Annotated in this window: 20 protein-coding genes; 2 read left to right on the top strand and 18 right to left on the bottom strand. The window is 59.9% G+C overall.

Annotation, left to right across the window (positions count from 1 at the left end):
- Nucleotides 1–17: 17 nt before the first annotated feature.
- The 16 genes from WC509_07545 to tmk form a co-directional block, all read right to left on the bottom strand.
- Nucleotides 18–1,301 (bottom strand): DNA recombination protein RmuC, encoded by a 1,284-nt coding sequence (locus WC509_07545; GenBank protein ID MFA5007307.1) that lies wholly within the window; start codon nt 1,299–1,301, stop codon nt 18–20.
- Nucleotides 1,302–1,306: 5 nt separating this feature from the next.
- A complete protein-coding gene (locus tag WC509_07540) occupies nt 1,307–1,429 on the bottom strand; it encodes a hypothetical protein (GenBank protein MFA5007306.1) in 123 nt (40 codons plus the stop codon).
- 15 nt (nt 1,430–1,444) lie between these two features.
- Nucleotides 1,445–2,965 (bottom strand): cardiolipin synthase, encoded by a 1,521-nt coding sequence (gene cls / locus WC509_07535; GenBank protein ID MFA5007305.1) that lies wholly within the window; start codon nt 2,963–2,965, stop codon nt 1,445–1,447.
- Nucleotides 2,966–3,090: 125 nt separating this feature from the next.
- Nucleotides 3,091–4,161: a DUF1508 domain-containing protein gene (locus WC509_07530; protein MFA5007304.1), complete on the bottom strand. Its 1,071-nt coding sequence runs from the start codon at nt 4,159–4,161 to the stop codon at nt 3,091–3,093.
- Nucleotides 4,162–4,226: 65 nt separating this feature from the next.
- Entirely contained in the window at nt 4,227–6,023 is a 1,797-nt protein-coding gene (locus WC509_07525; GenBank protein MFA5007303.1) for an ABC transporter ATP-binding protein, read from the bottom strand.
- Nucleotides 6,016–7,782, bottom strand: coding sequence for an ABC transporter ATP-binding protein (locus tag WC509_07520; protein MFA5007302.1), 1,767 nt, complete (start codon nt 7,780–7,782; stop codon nt 6,016–6,018). Before WC509_07520 ends, WC509_07525 begins: the two co-directional genes overlap by 8 nt.
- Nucleotides 7,783–7,954: 172 nt before the next feature.
- Nucleotides 7,955–8,335: a 30S ribosomal protein S9 gene (gene rpsI / locus WC509_07515; GenBank protein MFA5007301.1), complete on the bottom strand. Its 381-nt coding sequence runs from the start codon at nt 8,333–8,335 to the stop codon at nt 7,955–7,957.
- A 28-nt stretch (nt 8,336–8,363) separates the two neighbouring features.
- Nucleotides 8,364–8,798, bottom strand: coding sequence for a 50S ribosomal protein L13 (gene rplM / locus WC509_07510; protein MFA5007300.1), 435 nt, complete (start codon nt 8,796–8,798; stop codon nt 8,364–8,366).
- Nucleotides 8,799–8,902: 104 nt separating this feature from the next.
- Nucleotides 8,903–9,769 carry a YitT family protein gene (locus WC509_07505; protein ID MFA5007299.1) on the bottom strand — a complete coding sequence of 289 codons (867 nt, stop codon included), beginning with the start codon at nt 9,767–9,769 and terminating at the stop codon, nt 8,903–8,905.
- A gap of 8 nt (nt 9,770–9,777) precedes the next feature.
- Nucleotides 9,778–11,715 (bottom strand): methionine--tRNA ligase, encoded by a 1,938-nt coding sequence (gene metG, locus WC509_07500; protein ID MFA5007298.1) that lies wholly within the window; start codon nt 11,713–11,715, stop codon nt 9,778–9,780.
- A gap of 17 nt (nt 11,716–11,732) precedes the next feature.
- Nucleotides 11,733–12,284: a DJ-1/PfpI family protein gene (locus WC509_07495; protein MFA5007297.1), complete on the bottom strand. Its 552-nt coding sequence runs from the start codon at nt 12,282–12,284 to the stop codon at nt 11,733–11,735.
- A gap of 25 nt (nt 12,285–12,309) precedes the next feature.
- Complete coding sequence (rsmI, locus tag WC509_07490) at nt 12,310–13,155, bottom strand: 16S rRNA (cytidine(1402)-2'-O)-methyltransferase (GenBank protein ID MFA5007296.1); 846 nt, start codon at nt 13,153–13,155, stop codon at nt 12,310–12,312.
- 5 nt (nt 13,156–13,160) lie between these two features.
- Nucleotides 13,161–13,910 (bottom strand): tRNA1(Val) (adenine(37)-N6)-methyltransferase, encoded by a 750-nt coding sequence (locus WC509_07485; GenBank protein MFA5007295.1) that lies wholly within the window; start codon nt 13,908–13,910, stop codon nt 13,161–13,163.
- A gap of 4 nt (nt 13,911–13,914) precedes the next feature.
- The gene (locus tag WC509_07480) at nt 13,915–14,778 is read right to left on the bottom strand and encodes a stage 0 sporulation family protein (GenBank protein ID MFA5007294.1); all 864 of its coding nucleotides are present in this window, start codon (nt 14,776–14,778) and stop codon (nt 13,915–13,917) included.
- On the bottom strand, nt 14,768–15,778 hold the full coding sequence (gene holB, locus WC509_07475; GenBank protein MFA5007293.1) for a DNA polymerase III subunit delta': 1,011 nt from the start codon (nt 15,776–15,778) through the stop codon (nt 14,768–14,770). The genes WC509_07480 and holB overlap by 11 nt, the downstream gene beginning before the upstream one ends.
- 4 nt (nt 15,779–15,782) lie before the next feature.
- Nucleotides 15,783–16,415 carry a dTMP kinase gene (gene tmk, locus WC509_07470; protein ID MFA5007292.1) on the bottom strand — a complete coding sequence of 211 codons (633 nt, stop codon included), beginning with the start codon at nt 16,413–16,415 and terminating at the stop codon, nt 15,783–15,785.
- A 115-nt stretch (nt 16,416–16,530) separates the two neighbouring features.
- Between tmk and WC509_07465 the strand changes: the two genes are divergently transcribed.
- Together WC509_07465 and WC509_07460 are read left to right on the top strand one after the other, a co-directional pair.
- A complete protein-coding gene (locus WC509_07465) occupies nt 16,531–17,202 on the top strand; it encodes an ATP-binding cassette domain-containing protein (protein MFA5007291.1) in 672 nt (223 codons plus the stop codon).
- Nucleotides 17,199–18,101 carry a metal ABC transporter permease gene (locus WC509_07460; protein MFA5007290.1) on the top strand — a complete coding sequence of 301 codons (903 nt, stop codon included), beginning with the start codon at nt 17,199–17,201 and terminating at the stop codon, nt 18,099–18,101. Before WC509_07465 ends, WC509_07460 begins: the two co-directional genes overlap by 4 nt.
- Nucleotides 18,102–19,251: 1,150 nt before the next feature.
- Here the strand turns inward: WC509_07460 and WC509_07455 are convergent.
- Complete coding sequence (locus WC509_07455) at nt 19,252–20,034, bottom strand: RHS repeat-associated core domain-containing protein (protein MFA5007289.1); 783 nt, start codon at nt 20,032–20,034, stop codon at nt 19,252–19,254.
- Between the two features lie 108 nt (nt 20,035–20,142).
- Nucleotides 20,143–20,612, bottom strand: a 470-nt coding sequence (locus WC509_07450) for an IS3 family transposase (protein MFA5007288.1), incomplete at its 5' end; no start/stop codon positions are given.

Below are 20,612 nucleotides of genomic sequence, written 5' to 3'. Positions count from 1 at the left end.
AGAATTTTCACGCGATTTCATTCCGTTCCTTCGGAACGGTCTTCCACTTCGGCCTCGATCGCCGGCGTCTCCTCGGGGAAGCGGATCCGGTCGATCTGGCCGAATTTCGTCGTGATCTTGCCGACGCGGAGGTTGACATCGCTCGACTGGCGGCCGATCTTCTCGATGTTGATCGAGAGTTTCTCCCATTCCTCGGCGAATTTTCCGAACTCCTTGGTGAGGGAATCGAGCTCCTTCTTGATCTGCGAGGCGTAGAGCGTCCGCTGGTAGTCGATCATTACCGCGAAGTACGAGGAGAGCAGGGGTACGAGGATCGTCGGCGAGACGATCGTGACGTTCTTCTGGTTGGCGTAGTCGATCACGTTCTGCAGTTCCGAATGGATCAGGGTGAGGATCCCGTCGGTGGGCACGAACATGAGCGCGTGGTCGAGCGTCTTCCCGGGGATGATGTACTTCGCGGCGATCGCGGTGATGTGCTTCTTGACGTCGGCGCCGAACGCCTGGACGATCTTCTCGCGCTCTTCGACCGCGAGCGGGTCCTTGCCGAACAGGCGGGCGTAGTTCGCGAAGGGGAACTTCGAATCGATCGCGATCAGCCCGGCGGGGCCGGGGAGATGGACGACGGCGTCGGCGCGGACGCGTTCCGCCTTGCCCTTTTCCTCGCGGATCGTGTATTGGAGTTCATAGAGGTTGTGCTGGACGCCGAAGACGCTGAAGAGCACCTTCTCGAGCTGGTACTCGCCGAACATCCCGCGCGACTGGTTGTTGGTGAGGATGCCCTCGAGGCTGATCATCTGCTTGGAGAGGTCCTCGATGTTCTTCTGGGCGGCGTCGATCACCTGGATCCGCGCGGAGATCTGCGCGAACGTCTGGTTCGTGTCGACGAAACCCTGCTTGAGGCGTTCCTCGACCTTCACGTTGATCGCGCCCATCTGCTTCTCGACGGCTTCCGCCATCGTCTTGAATTCGGCGTTCAGGCGGGCGCCGACGCTGTCGCGGAATTCCGTCAGCTCGCGGTTGACGCTCATCCGGAAGTCGGCGATGTTGGCGCCGGACTTCTCGGCGTTGTCGGAGAGCTTCAGGTTGACCTTGTCGTTGAAGTCGATGATCGCGGTGAAGATCGACTGCGAAACGGCCGACTTCAGGTCGGCGATGCCCTGGCGGGTGTCGCGGGCGAGCGCGTTGAGCTCCTCCCGGTGCGGATCGGCGGCCTTCGGACGCACCAGCAGGTAGACGACCGCGGCGCACGAGAAGACGGCGAGGACGAGGAGGACGACGAGGGCGATTTCGACGAATCCCATCGCTTCTACTCCTCTTCTTTCTTGTTCTTGCCGCGCTTGACGAGGGTGACGACGATGCCGATGACCGTCGTGACGGCGATGCCGATCAACAAGAGTCCGAAAATGGCAGTGAACGTCAGATTTTGCATGGTTCGATCCTCCGATCAGAAGAGTGGGCTGAACAGGTTGAACAGCCCCTGGACGAGACGCTTGACGATGCCGCGACGCTGCCATTCGGTCAGTTCGATCGACGGTGCGCGTTCGAGGTCGGCCGCGAAGGCGGCGACCAGGTCGGCGACGGCCGCGTTTTCGAACACGGCGGTCGCCTCGAAGTTGAGATGGAAGCTGCGTGGGTCGAAGTTGACCGAACCGACCGACGCGATCGCGTCGTCGACGATCAGGATCTTCGAATGGACGAACGTATCGGCGTACTCGTGCACGCGGATGCCGTAGGAGAGCAGGGTTTCGTAGTACGACCGAGTCGCGAAGCCGACCATCGCGTAGTCGCTCTTGCCGGGGACGAGGATGTCGATCCGGACGCCGCTCTGGGCGGCGATCTTGAGCGAAAGCATCATCTCCGGTTCGAGGATCAGGTACGGAGTCGCGATCTTGATCGACCGCTTCGCGGCGTTGATCATCTTGAAGTAGACGTCCTTGATGAGGCCGTTCTCGAAGTCCGGTCCGGACTCGATGATCGCGAAGAGGCCGGGGAACTCCTCGACGGACTTGTCGAGCGGCTTCTCGAGGACGGTGCCGGTGACGTAGTACCAGTCCTTCACGAAGACGTTCTGGATCGAGGTCACGCCGTTGCCGCGGATCAGCACGTGGGTGTCTCTCCAGAAGCCGAAGCGCGGTGAACCGTGGTTGTACTCGTCGCCGAGGTTGAGTCCGCCGACGAAGCCGATGCGGCCGTCGATGATCGTCGCCTTGCGGTGGTTGCGGAAGTTGACGTTGGAGTCCGAAAACGAGAGTTTCTGCGGATCGAAGACGCCGACGACGACGCCCGCCTCGCGAAGGGTTTTCATGTACCGGCGATCAAGGTGCTTGTTCGATCCGAAATGGTCGTAGAGGAGATGGACCTTCACGCCGGCGCGCGCCCGCTCCGCAAGCACGTCGAGGACGGTGCGGCCGATCCCGTCGGTCTTGACGATGTAGAACTCCATCAGGATGTATTCGCGCGCCGCCTTCAGAGCCTCGATCAGGCGGGGGAAGAAGACGTCGCCGTTGTTCAGGATCTCGACGGCCGTGTCCCCGTCGTAGACGGCGCGTCCGGTGTTCGCGCGGATGTAGCGGAAGAGGTCTCCGTAGGGTTGAATGCCGTAATCGGGAGCGGTCGATTCCTCAAGGGCGAGGAAGGCGCGGCTGGCGATCAGCGGACGCGTACGGGTGAGCCGTCCGGTCCGATAATCGCGGGCGAAGACGACGTAGAGGATGATGCCCATCACCGGATTCAGGAGCATGATCAGGATCCAGTGGGACTTCTTGTAGGCGTAGGTCTGCTTCAGGATGATCCGGATCGTGACCAGGACGGAGACGATCCCGAGCAGGATCTCGATCGCGAGCACGGCGATCCAGCTGGGCAGAAGCGAGTTGAGCGAACTGATCGTGATGTACTGCACCGCCGCCGCCGTGTAGACGAAGAGGACGACGATGAAGAGGAGCACGACGAGGAAGATGCGTTTCATCCTGTCCCTCCTTCCGGTCGGCCGATACCCATATGATACCACATCCGTGTGCGGTTGACGTGTTGTTTTCGCGACGGCGCAACGAAAAACCGGACCCCCTCGGGGATCCGGCACGATGCGGAAGGCTATTTCTTTTCGGGAATCCTGTCGACGACCTTGGCCTTCGCCAGGAAGCGGCGGACGGAGTCGACGGCGGACAGGCAGTTCTCGACGGAGGGATACGTCTCACCGGTCAGGATCATCTGGCTGTTGGCGGCGTAGAGACGGAACTGGAACCGCTTCTGCTTGTCCTGCGAGACGCGGAAGTTGCCGGCTTCGACGGCTTTCTTGACGGATTCGAGTCCGGCGACGGCCCCCGATTTGGAGGCATAGCCGTTCGAGATGAACAGGACCTCGCCGTTGGAGGCCTTGAGCGTGAAGGTCCATTCCTTCCCGTCGGACGCGACCTCGACCTTGCCGTTGTCGTTGGGCTCGATCGGATTCAGCTTGACGAGTTCCTCGCGGACTTCCGCGGCGGGCAGTTCGTCGAGCTGCATGATCTTGTCGTTGGCGGCGAACTTCTTGACCGATTCGATCGCCGATGCGGCGCGCGCCTCGGTCTCGTAGAACTCGCCGGTCGAAAGCAGACGCGACTTGTTCGCGGAGAAGAGCAGGAACTGACTGAATCCGCTCTTGTCGGTGTAGACCTCGAAGAGGCCTCCCTCGACGTTCTTCTTGAACGTGTCGATGCCGGCGATGGCGCCGTTTCTGGTCGAGTAGCCCTGGCTCACGACGAGGATCTCGCCGTTGGACGCCTTCAGGCGATACTTGAACAAGCCGGCTTCCGGAAAGACTTCGTATTTGCCGGAATAGCGCCCGGCATTCGTCGCCTTGGGAACTTCGGGTTTCGGCTCGGGCTTCGGCTCGGGCTTCGGCTCGGGTTTCAGTTCGGGTCTCGGTTCGGGTTTCGGCTCGGGCTTGGTTTCTGGCTTGGGTTCCGGTTTCGGTTCCGGTTTCGGTTCCGGTTTGGGCTCGGATTTCGGCTCTGGTTTGGGCTCGGGCTTAGGCTCGGGCTTCGGTTCCGGTTTCAGCTCGACCGGTTTCACGGGAGCCGGTTCGGGCATCGCGGCCGGGATCGGCGCATGCGTCTTGACGGGTTCCGGAGCGACCGCGGCGACCGGTTTGTTCTTCTTCTTGAACCATTTCGCAAAACACATCGATCATCACCTCTATCCCCATTATAACCAAAAGCGGGGAAAGTGAAAGCGAAAGCGTCCGTATTTCAGATGTTTTCCAGTTTTCGGTCGTACTGGAGACGATAGAGCATGTAGTAGTGACCCTTGTTCCGGAGGAGTTCCTGATGGTTGCCCATCTCGATGATCTTCCCCTTCTGCATCACGATGATCTTGTCGACGTGCTGAATCGTGGAGAGACGGTGGGCGACGATGATCATCGTGCCGATGTTCATCATCTTCGCGAGCGATTCCTGGATCAGTTCCTCGGTCTCGGTGTCGATGTTCGCGGTCGCCTCGTCGAGGATCATCACCGACGGCCGGTGGACGATCGTGCGGGCGAAGGAGAGGAGCTGGCGCTGGCCGGAGGAGAAGTTGTTCCCGCGTTCGCGCACGGGCTCGGCGTACTTCGCCGGCAACCGGTCGATGAAGCGGTCGGCGTTCACGTACCTCGCCGCCTCGACGATGTCGGCGTCGGTGATCTCCTCGTCGCCGAGCCGGATGTTCGACTCGACCGTGCCGGAGAACAAGAACACGTCCTGGAGCATCTGCCCGACCTGCTTGCGGAGCGAACCGATCTCGATTCCGCGGATGTCGACGCCGTCGATCAGGATCCGTCCCTTCTGGATGTCGTAGTTGCGGACGATGAGCGAGAGGATCGTCGTCTTGCCGGAGCCGGTGGCGCCGACGAAGGCGACCGTCTCGCGAGGCTCGACGACGAAGCTCACGTCCTTGAGGATCCAGTCCTCGCCGATGTAGGCGAACCAGACGTGCTCGAACTCGATCTTCCCCCGGAAGACGATCGGCTGCGCGTCGGCGGCGTCGACGACCTCGGGCTTCGTGTCGAGGATCTCGAAGATGCGCTCGCCCGAGGTGAAGGCGGCCTGCATCGTGTCGAACTGTTCGGCGAGCTCCTGGATCGGATCGAAGAACTTGTGGATGTAGTCGGTGAAGGCGTAGAGGATGCCGAAGGAGATGACCCCCTGGATCGCGAGCTTGCCGCCGAACCAAAGCGCGATGATGAGCGCGACGACGTAGAGGAAGTACATGAACGGACGGTAGATCGCGAACGTCGTCATCTGGTTCAGCTGGTACTTCCGGAGCTTCGCGCTGCGCTCGCGGAACTCGTCGAGCTTTTTCGGCTCGCGGTTGAAGATCTGGATCAGCTTCATCCCGGAAAGGTGTTCCGAGAGGAAGGCGTTGATGACCGAGACCTGGGTGCGGACGTTGCGGTAGGCGCGGCGCGTGAACTTGCGGAACACAACCGAGGCGATCGCCACGAACGGCACGACCGCGGAGATGTAGAGCGAGAGCCGCGGCTGCATCACGAACATCGTGATGAACGCGCCGACGATCGTGAGCGAGTTGCGGAAGAGGTTCACGAGGACGTCGGTGTACATCGTGTTGAGGGTCGAGGTGTCGGAGGTGACGCGGGTCACGAGCTTCCCGACGGGGACCTTGTTGAACTGGGAGATGGAGAGCGCCTCGATGTGATCGAAGACGTCTTTCCTGATCGCGTAGATGACCTTCTGTCCGAGCCCCTGCAGAAGCATCGTCTGCTGGTAGGAGAGAAAGCCGTTGACGGCCATGATGCCGACGTAGCCGAGCGAGATCCAGAGGATTCCGCTGAGGTCGATCGGGTCCTGGCCGAGCATGTCGAGCACGCGCGCAAGGAGCAGCGGGCCGACGAGGTCGAGGCCGACGAGGAGGAGCAGGAAGAGCGAGATCGGGATGAAGAGGACGAGATGCGGACCGATGTAGGAGAGCAGCCGCTTGATGATCGTCCAGTCGGAATACTTGCGGGTGCGGATCGAGTCGATGTCGACGAGGGCGGAAGGTCTAGGCATTGCCGTTCCCCCCTTCGATCGCCGCTTCGAGCTGCTGGCGGAGAACCATCTCGGCGTAGAGCGGCGAGGTCGCAAGGAGCTCGTCGTGGGTCCCGGTCGCGGCGACCCGGCCGTCGTCGATGACGACGATCCGGTCGGCGTCCTTGATCGTCGAGATGCGGTGCGCGATCAGGATCGTGGTCTTGCCGGCGCGGAGTTCGCGGAGTCTTCCGAGGACGGCCTCCTCGGTCTTGGTGTCGACCGCGCTGAAGGAGTCGTCCATGATCAGGATCGGCGGATCCTTGATGAGCGCGCGGGCGATCGAGACGCGCTGCTTCTGGCCGCCCGAGAGGGTGACGCCGCGCTCGCCGACGATCGTGTCGTACCGGTCGGGGAAGTCCTCGATGTTCTCGTGGACGTCGGCCGCCGTCGCCATCGCGACGATCGCCTCGTCGGTCGCGCCGTCGACGCCGAAGGCGATGTTGTTTCGGACCGTGTCGGAGAAGATGAAGTTGTCCTGGGGGACGTAGCCGATCGCGCCGCGGATCGTCCTGAGCGGAATCCGCATCAGGTCGACGCCGTCGACGACGACCTCGTTCGACTTCAGGTTGTAGAGACGGAGGAGGACGTCGACGATCGTCGTCTTGCCGGATCCGGTTCGGCCGATGATCCCGACGGTCTGTCCCGCCGCGATTTCGAAGTCGATGTTCCTGAGCACCTCGGCCTTCGTGCCGGGGTACCTGAAGGTGAGGTTGTTGAAGACGATCCGGCCCTTGATGTCGATGTCGGAGACGACGTTCTCGCCGTCGACGATCTCGACCTTCTGGTCGAGCAGGCCGTTGATCCGCTGGAGGCTGGCGTTCGCCTGGGAGCGCATGTTGATGAGGCGGCCGACCGCCATCATCGGCCAGATCACGGTGCCGAAGTAGCCGGCGAAGGTCGCCAGCATGGCGGCGTCGAGCTTCGCCGGATCGCCGTCGGGCAGACCGAAGGTGCGGTAGGCGATGTAGCCGCCGACCGCGAGCATGATGATCCGGATCAGGGTGATGAACATCTGGATCCCGGTATGCATGAGCGTCGAGACCTTGACGAACGACATGTTCTTGTCGTGGTTGTCCTGATTGATTCTGGCAAACCGCCGGATCTCGCGCAGTTCGTTCACGAACGCCTTGATCACGGCGATCCCGTAGAAGTTCTCCTGGGTGAAGTCGAACATGTCCTCGAGCGCCTTCTGTCGGGCCTTGAACTTGGCGCCGGTGATGCGGCTCACGAACGCCGCCATGACCGACACCATGGCGAGCGGGATGACGGTGATGAGGGTGAGGACGGGCTGGAGGACGGCCATCTTGTAGAGCGCGAACGTGCCGAGGAAGAGGACGTCGAAGAACATCAGGATCCCCGGGCCGAACGCCATCCGGACGGCGTCGAGGTCGCTCGTGAAGAGCGCCATCAGGGCGCCGGACTTGTTGTGCTGGTAGAACGTCTGGCTGAGTTTCTCGGCGTGCTCGAACATGGCGTTGCGCAGGTCGTACCCGGTCCGCCAGGAGGTGCCCATGATGCAGATGCGCCACAGGAAGCGGCCGACCACGAGGACGACGGCGATCAGCGCGATGTCGACGACGTATCCCCAGAGGACCGACTCCGTCAGCGTCGCGTTCTCCAGTCCCCGGATGATTCCGCCGATGATCTCGGGAATCTCGAGCTGATAGAAGTCGACCGCGATCAGGGCGGCGATGCCGACCATATACAGCAGGGCGTATTTGAGATAGAGTCTGTTCACATGTCTTCCGAAAAGCATTCGACCACCTCGCAGAGCAACATCATTATTGTATTACAAACCCGTTGCGAAGGCAACCGAATTCCGGATTTATACGCGCGCTCGTGCACGAGCGCTCTGAAGGAAATAAAAAAACACAGGGTGTGGGGTCCTGTGTTTTTTCGGTTCGTTCGTCCTAACGCTTGCTGAACTGCGCGGCGCGGCGGGCCTTCTTGAGGCCGTACTTCTTGCGTTCCTTGACGCGCGGGTCGCGGGTGATCATGCCCGCCGGCTTGAGGATCTTGCGATACTCGGGGTTGACTTCCAAGAGCGCGCGGGTGATGCCGTGGCGGATCGCACCGGACTGGCCGATGATGCCGCCGCCGAACACGTTGACCGTGATGTCGAAGGTGTTCTCGTTCGCGGTGAGGACCAGCGGCTGGGAGATGTCGAGACGCGCGAGCGGCGACGGGATGTAATCCGCGATCGTCCGGCCATTGACGGTGATGACGCCCTTGCCGGGTCTCAGGATGACGCGCGCGACGGCGGACTTGCGTCTGCCGGTGCCGCGATACATAACTGATTTAGCCAATGTCGGTCCCTCCTTATCCCTTGATGACCATGACTTCCGGCTTCTGCGCCGAATGTCTGTGTTCCGGTCCCGCGTACACGAACAGCTTGTCGAACATCTTGTCGCCGAGCTTCGTCTTGGGGAGCATGCCCTTGATCGCAAGTTCAACCATTCTCACCGGTTTCTCCTGGATCATGACCTTTGCCGTCGTCGTCGTGAGGCCCGAGTTGTAGCCGGAATGGGTGTAGTAGAGCTTGTCGTCCCATTTGTTGCCCGTGAGTTCGACCTTCTCCGCGTTGATGACGATCACATAGTCGCCGCAGTCCACGTGGGGCGTGAACGTCGGTTTATGCTTTCCTCTCAGCACGGTGGCGACTTCCGTGGCCAGCCGTCCCAGTCTCTGCCCTGCGGCGTCGACGACGTACCATTTCGTTTCGATCGTTTCCGAACTTGCCATGTAGGTTTTCATTTTGTTTGTCCTCCTTAGGGGTTGGTGTAAGGAGCTTGTGGGATAAACCAAAATGTACCTGTACTATAATATCACCCAAGCGGCTTTTCGTCAACTTTTTTGTGTCACTTGATGAACTTCTTCTTGAAGTTTCCGCGCACGCCGTCGACCCCCGTCATGACGATGAAGGCCTTCGGGTCGATCTCGCGGACGAGGTTCACGTAGGTGTTCATCTCGTGCACGGAGATGATCGTGTAGAGCATCTTCTTCGACTGGAGCGAGTAGAGCCCGGTGGCGTCGACGGCGGTCACGCCGTGCGGCAGCCGCTTGGCGAGTTCCGCGAGGACGTCGTCGGGCGCATCGGTGACGATCTCGAGCTTCATGAAGTTGTACGCGGTGTGGATCTTGTCGATGACGACGGAGTTCATCATCTGGCTGACGATCGTATAGACCGCGATCGGCAAGCCGAAGCGGAAGCCGGCGATCAGGATGATCGCGGCGTTGAAGGCGATCTGGTAGAGGCCGACCGACTTGCCGGTCTTGAGCGACAGGTACTGAAAGGGGATCGTGGTGCCGCCCGATGAGGCGCCGTTACGAAGCAGGATGCCGTTTCCGATGCCGAGCAGGCCTCCGCCGGCGAGGGCGCTTCCGAGCGTGTCGGTCCCCATCACCGGGAAACCGATCGGGAGCGCGAGGAAGAAGGCCGTGAGCGTCACCGACAGGATCGTGTAGACGATGAAGCGGCGCGACAGCTTGAACCAGCCGAAGACCAGAAGCGGGATCTGGAAGCCGTAGATGAGGATGCCGAGGTTGATCCGATAGCCGCCGGTGGCGGCCTCGACGACGTTCACGATCAGCTGGGAGAGCCCGGACACGCCGCCGGTGTAGAGTTTCACCGGGTCGATGAACCAGGCGATGCCGACGACGATCAGGGCCGTTCCGAAAAGCACGGAGCCCAGGGTCCTGAGCTCCTTCTTGAGATTGAACTTCACGGCCGCTCCTAGCTGATGACGGATCCGGCGGGGACGTCGGGCGCCTCGACGAGGGTAAAGCCCTTCTCGCGTTCGGCGCACAGGATCATGCCCTCGGAGAGGACGTCGCGCAGCTTCACCGGCTTCAGGTTGGCGACCACGACGACGCGGCGACCGACCAGTTCCTCCGGCCTGTAGTACTGGGCGATGCCGGAGACGACCTGGCGGACGCGGTCGCCGGTGTCGATCGTCAGGACGAGCAGCTTCGATGCGTTCGGATGCTTGACGCATTCCCGGACGTGGCCGACGACGAGCTCGAGCTTGGCGAAGTCCTCGATCGCGACCTCCGCCTTCTTGACGGGCGCGGGCGCTTCGGCCGGCTTCTGCTGGTTCATCATCGCCTTGACGGCCTCGATCTCCTTCTCGGCGTCGAGCCGCGGGAAGAGGTGGTCGATCGCCTGTTCGACGGCGTAGGTCTCCTTCTTTCCGAAGCCGACGTCGGCGAAGCCGCGGCGGTCGTCTTCGACGCCGAGGGCGGCGAAGATTCGGTCGCACGACCGGATCAGGACCGGACGGTAGAGGATCGTCGCGATCCGGATCGCCTCGAGCAGATGGTAGATCGTCGACTCGAGCGCCGGCTTCAGCGCCGGATCCTTGGCGAGCGTCCACGGCGCGGTCTCGTCGATCAGCTTGTTCGTGCGGGCGACGAGCCGGCTTGTGGCGACGAGCGCCTGGGTGACCTTGAACTCGTCCATCGAGCGGAAGTAGTCCGCCGTCGCCTCCGCGGCGACGGTTTCAAGTTCCTGTTCGAAGCGGCGGGTGGAGTCCTCGTGCTCCGTCTTCCGAACGGTGCCGCCGAAGTACTTGTTCGCCATCGCGACGGTGCGCGAGACGAGGTTTCCGAGGTCATTCACGAGGTCGGTGTTGATGCGGGCGACGTAGTCCTCGGGGGTGAAGACGCCGTCGTTGCCGTAGGGGAGTTCCTTGACGATGTAGTAGCGGAAGGCGTCGAGCCCGTAGCGCGCGACGAGCGGTTCCGGATAGACGACGTTTCCCTTCGACTTCGACATCTTGCCGTCCTTCATCATATACCAGCCGTGCGCGAAGAGGCGGAACTTGATCGGCACGCCGAGCGCCATGAGCATGATCGGCCAGTATACCGCGTGGAAGCGGAGGATGTCCTTGCCGACGACGTGCAGGACCTCGTCACCCTCGACCCAGTACTTCTTGTACAGACGGTCGTCGGGGGTCGAATAGCCGAGGGCGCTGATATAGTTGGAGAGCGCGTCGATCCAGACGTAGACGACGTGCTTCGGGTCGGACGGGACCTTGATGCCCCAGTCGAACGTGGTGCGCGACACGGAGAGGTCGTTCAACCCGGACTTGACGAAGGAGACGACCTCGTTCTTCCGGGTTTCCGGCGTGATGAAGTCGGGGTGCTCGTCGATGTACCGGAGGAGCCGGTCGGCGTACTTCGACAAACGCAGGAAATAGGTCTGCTCCTTGACGATCCTGGTCTCGCGGCCGCAGTCCGGGCAGATGTTCCCATCCTTGATCTGGGTGGCGGTGAAGTACGCCTCGCACTGCACGCAGTAGTGTCCGGAATAGTCGCCGAGGTAGATGTCGCCCTGCCTGATCAGCCGTTCGAAGATACCTTCGACGACATGTTCGTGGCGCGGTTCGGTGGTACGGATGAAATCGTCGTTTTCGATGTCGAGGATCTTCCAGAGCTCCTTCGCCAGCCCGGCGATGTGGTCGACGTGCGCCTGCGGCGTCTTGCCGGCGGCTTCCGCCGCCTGCTGGATCTTGAGGCCGTGCTCGTCGGTTCCGGTCAGGAAGCGGGTGTCGTATCCCCACAGTTTCTTGTATCGCACCAGCGTATCGCAGAGACACGTCGTATAGGCGGACCCGATATGGAACTTGCCGCTCGGGTAGTAGATCGGCGTCGTGATGTAGAATGTCTTCATGTCATTCGCTCCTGACTTTATTCGAACTCCCGGAAAAGGATCCGTTTCTTGACGTCCTGCGCCTTGTCCTTGCCGAGGACGGCGCGGATGATCTCGAGCGCGAACTCGGTGACGCAGCCGGCGCCCGCGCCGGTGACGATGTTGCCGGAGGCGACCGCCGGCTTCATGACCCGGATGCCCGAAGGCATGAACAAGTCGGTGTTGGGGAAAGCGGTGTACTTGACGCCGTCGAGCAGTCCGAGGACGCCGAGTACCGTCGGTCCGGCGCAGATGGCGGTGAGCCACTTGCCGGTCTCGGCGAACTCGCGGACGAGCCGGAGGACGCCCTGGTGCTCGCGCAGAACCTTCGACTGCGCGCCGCCCGGGATCAGGACGCCGTCGTAGTCGGCGACCGAGACGGACGAAAGCGGCAGGTCGACGAGCACCTTCGTGCCGAACGACCCGATGGCCATGTCCTTTTCGAGAACGGACGCGAAATCGACCTGGATGCCGGCGCGGCGCAGGATCGCGGTCGTGCCGAGGGCTTCGATGTCTTCGTATCCGTCGGCGAGCAATGCGACGAACTTCATATGGATCCCCTCCCGTTTCCGGATTTCATTTCTGTTCGAGGTAGGTGCGGTAGACGACGCTCTTGGGGACGCCCATGCGGGCGGCGACCCGCTTCATCGCCTCGGTGCGGGACGATCCCGCCGCGATCAGGTCGTCGACGGCGGCCTTCACGTCGATCGATGGCGCGGGGACGTCGGCCTCGGAGCGGCCGGCGACGACGATCACGTTCTCTCCGACCCACTCGTCGATGGCGGCGAGTTCCGAGAGCATGCCGGTGACGGCCTCCTCGTAGATCTTGGTGATCTCGCGGAGCACGGCGGCGCGGCGGTCGCCGAACGCGCGGTGCATGTCCATGAGCGTTTCCTTCATGCGATGCGGCGCCTCGTAGAAGACGAGCGTCTCGATCCTCCCGGACAGCGCCTCCAGTTCCTTCATGCGCTTCCCCTGCTTGTGGTCGGGAAAGCCGGCGAAGGAGAACGGGCACGGCGGCAGGCCGGACATCGCGAGCCCCGCGAGCGCGGCGTTCGCGCCCGGCAGGGCGACGACGTTATAGCCTTCGGCGGCGGCCGCGGCGGCCGCCTCGAAGCCCGGGTCGGAGATCAGCGGCATGCCGGCGTCGGTCATCAGTCCGACCGACTTGCCTTCGCGGAGGAAACCGACGAGGACGGCGGTTTCGGTCGCCTTGTTGTGCTCGTGGTAGCTGCGGAGCTGCTTGTGGAGCTCGAAGTGGCGGAGCAGTCCCTGCGAGACGCGGGTGTCCTCGGCGTAGAGGACGTCGACCGCACGGATCGTGTCGACGGCGCGGTAGGTCATGTCGCCGAGGTTGCCGATCGGGGTCGGGATCAGGTAGAGCGTCGGTCGGCCGTTCTGGTAGTGCTGTCGGCGTTCCATGGGGATCACTTCTTTCCGGTGCGGAAGATGCCGAGGACTTCTTCGGTGTAGGTGCCGTCGGCTTCGTAGACGTAGAGCGGGTCCGCCATCCGGAGGCCTCCCGGCCTGCCGTTGGCGAAGGCCTCGACGAGCACGGCCTGCGCGGGTTTCCCGCGCTTCGGATAGACGAAGCGGAGGCGCTTGATCGCGAACCGATGGCGGTTCAGGAGCACGATCAGCTCCTCGAGGCGGTCGACGCGGTGGATCATCGTCAGGACCCCGAGGGTCGAGAGCAGGCGCTTCGCCTGCACGACGATCCCCTCGAGGTCGATCTTGACCTCGTGGCGGGCGATCGTGAAGGCGTCGAGGGCGTTCGTGTTCCCGCCGTCCGGGGCGAGCTTGAAGAACGGCGGATTGCACGTGATCAGGTCGATCGAGGAGGATTCGTAACGCTTGTGGAGTTCTTTGATGTCGTCTTCGACGATCTCGACCTGATCTTCGAGACGGTTCAGGGAGACGCTCCTGCGGGCGAGGTCGACCGCCTCGGACTGGATCTCGACGCCGACGATCGGCTTGTCCGTCTTGAGCGAGAGGAAGAGCGGGATCGGGGCGTTGCCGGTGCCGAAGTCCATGATCCGCGCGGTCTTCTTGTACACGTGCGTGAAGTCGGCGAGCAGGATCGAGTCGAGCGAGAAGGCGAACATGTCCTCCCGCTGGACGATCTTGAGGCCGTCGTATCCCATGAGGTCGTTGACCTGGAGGACGGAAGAAGCCATCGGCTCAGCCTTCGAGGTCCTTCAGGTCCTTCTCGGATCCGGCCGCGGCGTCCTCTTCCTGGACGGGTTGGCCGAAGCGGACGTCGGCGACGGGATAGATCTTCTGATTCCCGAAGCCGAAGTCGACCCGAAGGGTCTGGGCGAGGAAGTTGAGCTGGGTGACCCGCCCGCGGCCGTCGGGCGTGTCGACGTAGCTTTCGAGCTTGGGCATCGTGCGGCGGTATTCCTTGTAGTTGGCGTCCTCGTAGTGGATGCAGCAGAGGAGCTTGCCGCAGAGGCCGGAGATGTTGGTCGGATTGAGCGAAAGGTTCTGGTTCTTCGCCATCTTGATCGAGACCGTCTCGAAGTCGCCGAGGAAGGTCGTGCAGCACGTGAGCAGGCCGCAGGGGCCGATCCCGCCGAGGACCTTGGCGCCGTCGCGGGCACCGACCTGGCGGAGCTCGATGCGGACCCGGAACTGGGTCGCGAGGTCCTTGACGAGGTCGCGGAAGTCGACGCGTCCTTCGGCGTTGAAGTAGATGATCAGCTTCGAACGGTCGAGCGTGTACTCGCAGTTGAGCAGCTTCATGTCGAGCTTGTTCTTGGCGACGAACAGGGCGCACTTGCGGAGCGCCTCCGGCTGTTCTTCCTGATTCCGCTGGTACTGCTCGTAGTCGTGGTGGGTGGCGATGCGGATGATCGGCTTCAGCGCCGACACGAGTTCCGACTCGGGGAGCAGCTTCGGATCCTCGGCGCAGAAGCCGAGCTCGTTGCCGCGGACGGTTTCGACGACGACCATGTCGCCGTTCTTGACGTCGAAGCCGGCGCAGTCGAAATAGTACTTCTTGCCGGTGCGGTTGAAGCGCACCGAAATGACCTTATACTGCATGGAGGAACCCTCTTTCCAGATGGGCGAGCAGGCCGTCGAAGGCGAGCCAGCCGTTGATGTTGTAGCGCAGCCTGGACTTGAGCGTGAGCATCCGCTCCAGGCCGTTTTGGATCGTTTTCTGGGTGACGCTGTCCGCAAGCCGCGCGAGCTGCTCCGTCTCGGTCCGGTAGACGATCTGGTCCAGACGGCGGAGTTTGGCGTTGAGCAGATCCTTCTGATACAGGATCATCAGGGTGAGGAAGAAGTCCTTCGCGTCGCGGTCGGGGAGGAGTGCGTCGCGTCTGTCGCGGAACGCGAGCACCATCGACTTCTTCGGCTTGCCGGCCATCTCATAGATCTCGAGGACGAGCCTGAAGGCCGCGACCATGTTCTCCGATTCGCCGATGCGGCAGGCCTCGTCGCAGTTGTTCGTGTACTCGGGGATGACCGCCGCGAGCGCGGGGTCGACGCCGGCCTTGACGAGGTCGGCGCGTACGACGTCCTTGTCGAGGGCGGCGAAATGGATCACCTGCGAGCGCGACACGATCGTCTTGAGGATGGCGTTGAAGCTGTCGGTGACGAGGATCGCGTAGATGTCGGCGCCCGGTTCCTCGAGCGTCTTCAGAAGCGTGTTCCCGGCCTCGGGATTGAGCTTGTGGGCGTCGTTCACGATGTAGACGCGGGGCGCGTCCTCAAGCGAGGTGCGGGCGAATTCGGCGACGATCCGGCGGATCTGGTCGACCTTGATCTGCTCGCCCTCGGCTTCGATCAGAAAGACGTTCGGATGGCTGCCGTGGTCGATGCGGCGGCAGTTGACGCAGGCGTTGCACGGGTTCTCCCCGTCCGGATGGAGGCATAGGAGCCGCTTGGCGAAGAGGGTCGCGGTGTCGAGCTTCTTCGTGCCGCGCGGTCCCTCGAAGATGTAGGCGTGCGCCAGCCGGTCGAGCAGGAAGCCGTTCTTCAGCACCGTTCCCGCCCGGGGCTGGTAGAGCGAGAGGGTCTCGAAATCGTAGAGGGACATCGGGCTACTTCGCGGAAAGCGTCTTCTCGATCAGGCGGATCGCGTCGGCGGCGACATCGGAGATCGGACGCTCGCCGGCGATGCCCCGGATGCGGTCGGGATGTTCGCGCATCAGGCGCTGGTAGCCGTCGTAGATCAGATGATGGAACTCGCGCTTCTCGAGGTCGAGGCGGTTGACCTCGCGGCCCTTGTTCTTGAAGACGCGGGCGAGGCCGACCTCGGGGGTGACGTCGATGAAGATCGTCAGGTCGGGCATGACGTCCTCGATCGCGAACCTGTTGATGGCGAAGACCTCGTCCACGCCGAGGCCGCGGGCGATCCCCTGGTAGACCAGGGAACTGTCGACGAAGCGGTCGCAGAGGACCAGCACGCCCTCGCTGAGGGCGGGGATGATCCGCTCGACGAGATGCTGGCGGCGCGAGGCGGCGAAGAGCAGCGCCTCGGTGCGCGGATCCATCTCGGTATGGGCCTTGTCGAGCAGGATGTCGCGGATCTTCTCGGAGATACGGATCCCGCCGGGCTCGCGGGTGACGAGCACCGGGTAGCCCTTGGCCTTGAAATAGGTTTCGATCTGCGCGATGATCGAGGTCTTGCCGGACCCTTCGGTCCCTTCGAACGTCACGAATTTTCCCGTCATGGTATGCACCCGCTTCTTCTCTATATTATCTCATAGATGGGGCGGTTTTTGAACATTATTGTTTCAATAAATCCGGCCGCTGTGATACAATAGACGAAGAAGGCGAGGTGATCGGATGCTCATCGACATCAACAATCTGACGTTCTCGTACGGGCATAAAACGGTCATCCGCGACCTCTCGCTGACGATCAAACCGGGTGATTTCGTGGTCGTCTCGGGGCGAAACGGTTCCGGAAAATCAACCTTCGTGAAATGCCTCCTGGGCCTCAATCCGGTCGCCAACGGCGTCATCTTCTTCAACCACGAGGATATCAACTACTACCGGAAATGGACTGAAATCGGCTATGTCCCGCAGAAGTTCGACGACTTCAACTACGAGTTCCCGATCACCGTCTCGGAGATTCTGTCGGTCTCGAAACTGCATCGCACCTCGGAGGCCCTCAAACTGAAACTGCTCGACGAGATGGGGATCCTCGAAAATATGAACGACTCCATCAACAGCCTCTCCGGCGGACAGATCCAACGTGTCTTCATCGTCCGGGCGATGCTGAACGGACCGCGCCTGCTGATCCTCGACGAACCGACCGCGTCGATCGACCGCAAGAACGTGGAGTATTTCCGCAAGACCGTGAACCGGCTCCATGCGGAAGGCGTCACGATCATCCTGATCAGCCACGAGCAGTCGCTCGACAACGTCGACTACACCCACGAACTGCGGATGGACACGAACCTCGAGCATACCTACCGCGAACGACCGGCGCAGCCGCCGACGGAGGAGATCGCATGATCACCCTCTCGTTCATCAGCGATCTCTTCACCGAATCGTTCATGCAGCGCGCGTTCTTCGCCGGCATCATGCTCGGCGTCCTCGCGCCGCTGATCGGCTCGATCGTCATCATCCGCCGCCTGTCCTTCATCGCCGACACGCTCGGGCACTTTTCGCTCGTCGGCATCTCGCTCTCGCTCTTCCTCTCCTACTCGCTCGGCAACGCCATGTTCGCCGACCGGCCGCTTCTTCTCGGGATCGTCTTCTCGGTCGTCGGCGGCCTTCTGATCGAGGCCTTCCGGCGCTACTACAAGTCCTACAAGGAAATCTCGATGCCGATCGTGATGAGCCTCGGAACCGCCGTGAGCGCGATCTTCTTCTCCCTTTCGAAGAAGACCGGTTCGCTCTACAACTACCTCTTCGGGTCGATCCTGACGGTCACGGACTATTACATCGTCTGGATCGCGGCGACCGCGATCGTCGTGATCGCGCTCTACTTCGTCTTCTTCCGCCAGATCATCTCTGTTTCCTTCGAGGAGAGCAACGCCAAGTTCCTCGGCATCAACCTCAACTTCTTCCAGCTCGTCTTCATCATCGTGCTCTCGGTGGTCGTCTCGATCATGCTCGAGGCCGCGGGCGTGCTCCTCATCTCCTCGATGATGATCATCCCGGTCGCGGCCGCGATGAAGGTTGGGTGGAGCTTCCGCTCGACGACGATCATCTCGATCCTGTTCTCGGAACTTTCCGTCTTCCTCGGCCTCTGGGGCGCCTACTCCTTCAACATCCCCTCGGGTGCGGCGATCGTCTCCGTCAACATCCTGATCCTGATCCTGATCGCCGTCGTCCGCAGGGCAAGGCTCGCCGCCGTGAAGAAGCACTCGAAACAGGATCCGATAACGGACTCGCACCAGAGCATGTGATCTGAATCAATGTATTTGAACCATAATAAAGCAGCAGGAATCGGAGTGTCGTCCGATTCCTGCTTTTTTTGTTATACATCAAATATAACGCACTTCAGAAGAGCGAAAGAAATGAAGTCCGATTCCGGATAAGCGGAGGTGTAGATGTTACGACGGAACCGGCTGGAACCGGCATTTTTCACCGCCATTTTCCATCATATCCACCTTGACTTTGACACTATCTCAACTTTTTACAACGAGTTTCGGTTGCGCGGTGCGCTCGGTTACTTGAGCCCGGATCAATACCGTCATAGCATGTCCATAAACATGCTGTCCAATTCGGTGTTGCCAAACCAAAACATTCGTGTATTTTGAATTGTTGCTTGGCATGGTTTCTCTTCCCTTCAGTTTGTACCTATATGATACCATTCAGTACCCACTGATTAAGAACCATACCAATCCAAAGGAACAAAGGAATAAACAAGTCCATTTTTGTGAAGTGTCCTTGACTTGGGGTACAGAGTAGAAACAACCCCACTTTATTTTGGGTCTTTCAAATAATGTCGAAGAAGACAATATGATCCATAAATGATTGAAGATGCCCACGTGAGAATCGAGACATTCCATATCAAATGTGAAACGAATGGTTCTACGTTGATGAACAATTCCACACTGCCGGACGCTTTAATCACAGAGGGCAAAATGATACGATCTATAAATTCATAATGCGTCTCTCCACAATCGACCGACTCTGTTCTGACGATTGAATCGTGCCATGAGACGTCATTTGCTGATTCTAGTTGCGCTTCACTTATAAACACCCCATCTTCATCATAGTACATGAGGACATTCCTGTCTTTGGCCGTAATGAGTACCTCAAGTTCCTCGTTCTCGAAATGGATGTATTTCTGACCCCAGAATGGCAAAACGACAAAACTATGAAATGCGCCATCTATGTTATATATGTATATCTTATCGTACATATTATCCAAACAATAAACCCTTTCATTTCCGACCGCGATCTCATCCACTTGGAGTAAAAGGGGCAGATTGCCAGAATCAGTGGATGATGTTGCATTAAGCAAATGGAGCGCCCCAGTAAGAACCGAGCAGATACACATGGCAACAAGCCAGGTCAACACACTTGATTTGGGTTGTCGTAGATACATATTTATATGCCCTCTCTGAACGAGTATGTGTCAATTATCCAAGTATAGGTGAGCGAAGCGTGGCCCTCAAAGGGTATCTTCCCAACTCCAATATTGCAACTTCCAGACCAAGTAGTATATCCATTATCCAGGCTTTTTGACCAATCAACTCCGATTCCTATCGAAACGCCATAGACTGATACTCCCGCCGACGCCCCAACGTTCACATTTCTTCCAGCCAAATCATTGATTGTTTGTGCATTTGAAAACGATAGTGATAATCCAAGAGATACGCCATCTCCGATACAGGCCCCTGTTCCCGGAATCGTCGATGTGATGTATTTTCCGAAATTGCCTTCTCTATCGAGCGCGTATCCTGTCGCGAAAGTGTACTCAAACCCACACCCGGCGAAAAATGAAAAACCCAGTTGAATTGTGTTGATATCGTTTTCGGGGGCAATGGTATCCACGGTCCAAAACACAGCATCAGTGATTGCGCATCCGACGGGATTGATGATCTTTTCAACAAACCATGAATTAACATCATTCCAGAATGAATCCCATGAATTTCCAGTCGCGTCGGTATACATCGCTGGATTGTTCGCGCAGTAGGCGTACATATTGTGGTTCAGCACGTTGCCTTGCTGCCCCGCCAAGCCATCCGCACTGATGAACCTTCCGATCGATGGATTGTAGTATCTCGACTGCAAGTAATACCAGCCGGTCTCCGTGTCATAATAATAGGAACGGTAACGGAACGGGTTGGCGTTGGCGACCCCAAGCCCAGAATCATATTGGTAAATAATGGCGCCCCAGGCGTTGGATTAAGTGGTTTTTAATGAGTGGTTTTGCGTTTTTTCATCTTGGTACCTTTGTTCTGTTTTGAATCCATTCCTTTTCATTCATCATAGCACCTAAACCGCACAAAGGGAAGACACATTACTAAATCTGAATCCGATTGGCGTTTGATAATTCAAGGTCGAGTGGATCCGCTTCCGATTGTAGAAGAGTTCGATATAGTCGAAGAGGTCATCATTCACTTCGTTAAGATCGCGATACGTCCTGCGATAGATCCGTTCTTTCTTCAGTTGAGCGAAGAAGCTCTCGACACAGGAGTTGTCGTAGGGACATCCGCCTCGAGACATGCTGCCATGCATCTTGTATGACGTCAAAGCGTTTTGAAATCCCGCTCCTGCGTACTGGGTTCCGCGGTCGCTGTGGAAGATCGTGCCTTCGGTATCCGGATACCGCCCGACAGCTTCTCCCAACGCCCGCTTCACGAGCTCGGTGTCGATTCGCTGACTCGTCGCATAGCCGATGACTTCACGGTTGTAAAGATCCATGACAACCGCCAAATAGACCCAACCGATCCTGGTCTTGATGT

It is taken from the genome of Candidatus Izemoplasmatales bacterium (assembly GCA_041649275.1).
Lineage (GTDB): Bacteria > Bacillota_I > Bacilli_A > Izemoplasmatales > Hujiaoplasmataceae > UBA12489.
This window is presented reverse-complemented; position numbering and strand designations above follow the sequence as displayed.

What these genes read in the sequence shown, in the direction of transcription:
- WC509_07465 (MFA5007291.1), top strand. Translation starts at nt 16,531, where the DNA reads ATGCTCATCGACATCAACAATCTGACGTTCTCGTACGGGCATAAAACG.
- WC509_07495 (MFA5007297.1), bottom strand. Translation starts at nt 12,284, where the DNA reads ATGAAGTTCGTCGCATTGCTCGCCGACGGATACGAAGACATCGAAGCC.
- rpsI (MFA5007301.1), bottom strand. Translation starts at nt 8,335, where the DNA reads ATGTATCGCGGCACCGGCAGACGCAAGTCCGCCGTCGCGCGCGTCATC.
- holB (MFA5007293.1), bottom strand. Translation starts at nt 15,778, where the DNA reads ATGTCCCTCTACGATTTCGAGACCCTCTCGCTCTACCAGCCCCGGGCG.
- WC509_07530 (MFA5007304.1), bottom strand. Translation starts at nt 4,161, where the DNA reads ATGTGTTTTGCGAAATGGTTCAAGAAGAAGAACAAACCGGTCGCCGCG.
- tmk (MFA5007292.1), bottom strand. Translation starts at nt 16,415, where the DNA reads ATGACGGGAAAATTCGTGACGTTCGAAGGGACCGAAGGGTCCGGCAAG.
- rplM (MFA5007300.1), bottom strand. Translation starts at nt 8,798, where the DNA reads ATGAAAACCTACATGGCAAGTTCGGAAACGATCGAAACGAAATGGTAC.
- WC509_07545 (MFA5007307.1), bottom strand. Translation starts at nt 1,301, where the DNA reads ATGGGATTCGTCGAAATCGCCCTCGTCGTCCTCCTCGTCCTCGCCGTC.
- WC509_07480 (MFA5007294.1), bottom strand. Translation starts at nt 14,778, where the DNA reads ATGCAGTATAAGGTCATTTCGGTGCGCTTCAACCGCACCGGCAAGAAG.
- rsmI (MFA5007296.1), bottom strand. Translation starts at nt 13,155, where the DNA reads ATGGAACGCCGACAGCACTACCAGAACGGCCGACCGACGCTCTACCTG.
- WC509_07485 (MFA5007295.1), bottom strand. Translation starts at nt 13,910, where the DNA reads ATGGCTTCTTCCGTCCTCCAGGTCAACGACCTCATGGGATACGACGGC.
- WC509_07540 (MFA5007306.1), bottom strand. Translation starts at nt 1,429, where the DNA reads ATGCAAAATCTGACGTTCACTGCCATTTTCGGACTCTTGTTGATCGGC.
- WC509_07460 (MFA5007290.1), top strand. Translation starts at nt 17,199, where the DNA reads ATGATCACCCTCTCGTTCATCAGCGATCTCTTCACCGAATCGTTCATG.
- metG (MFA5007298.1), bottom strand. Translation starts at nt 11,715, where the DNA reads ATGAAGACATTCTACATCACGACGCCGATCTACTACCCGAGCGGCAAG.
- WC509_07525 (MFA5007303.1), bottom strand. Translation starts at nt 6,023, where the DNA reads ATGCCTAGACCTTCCGCCCTCGTCGACATCGACTCGATCCGCACCCGC.
- cls (MFA5007305.1), bottom strand. Translation starts at nt 2,965, where the DNA reads ATGAAACGCATCTTCCTCGTCGTGCTCCTCTTCATCGTCGTCCTCTTC.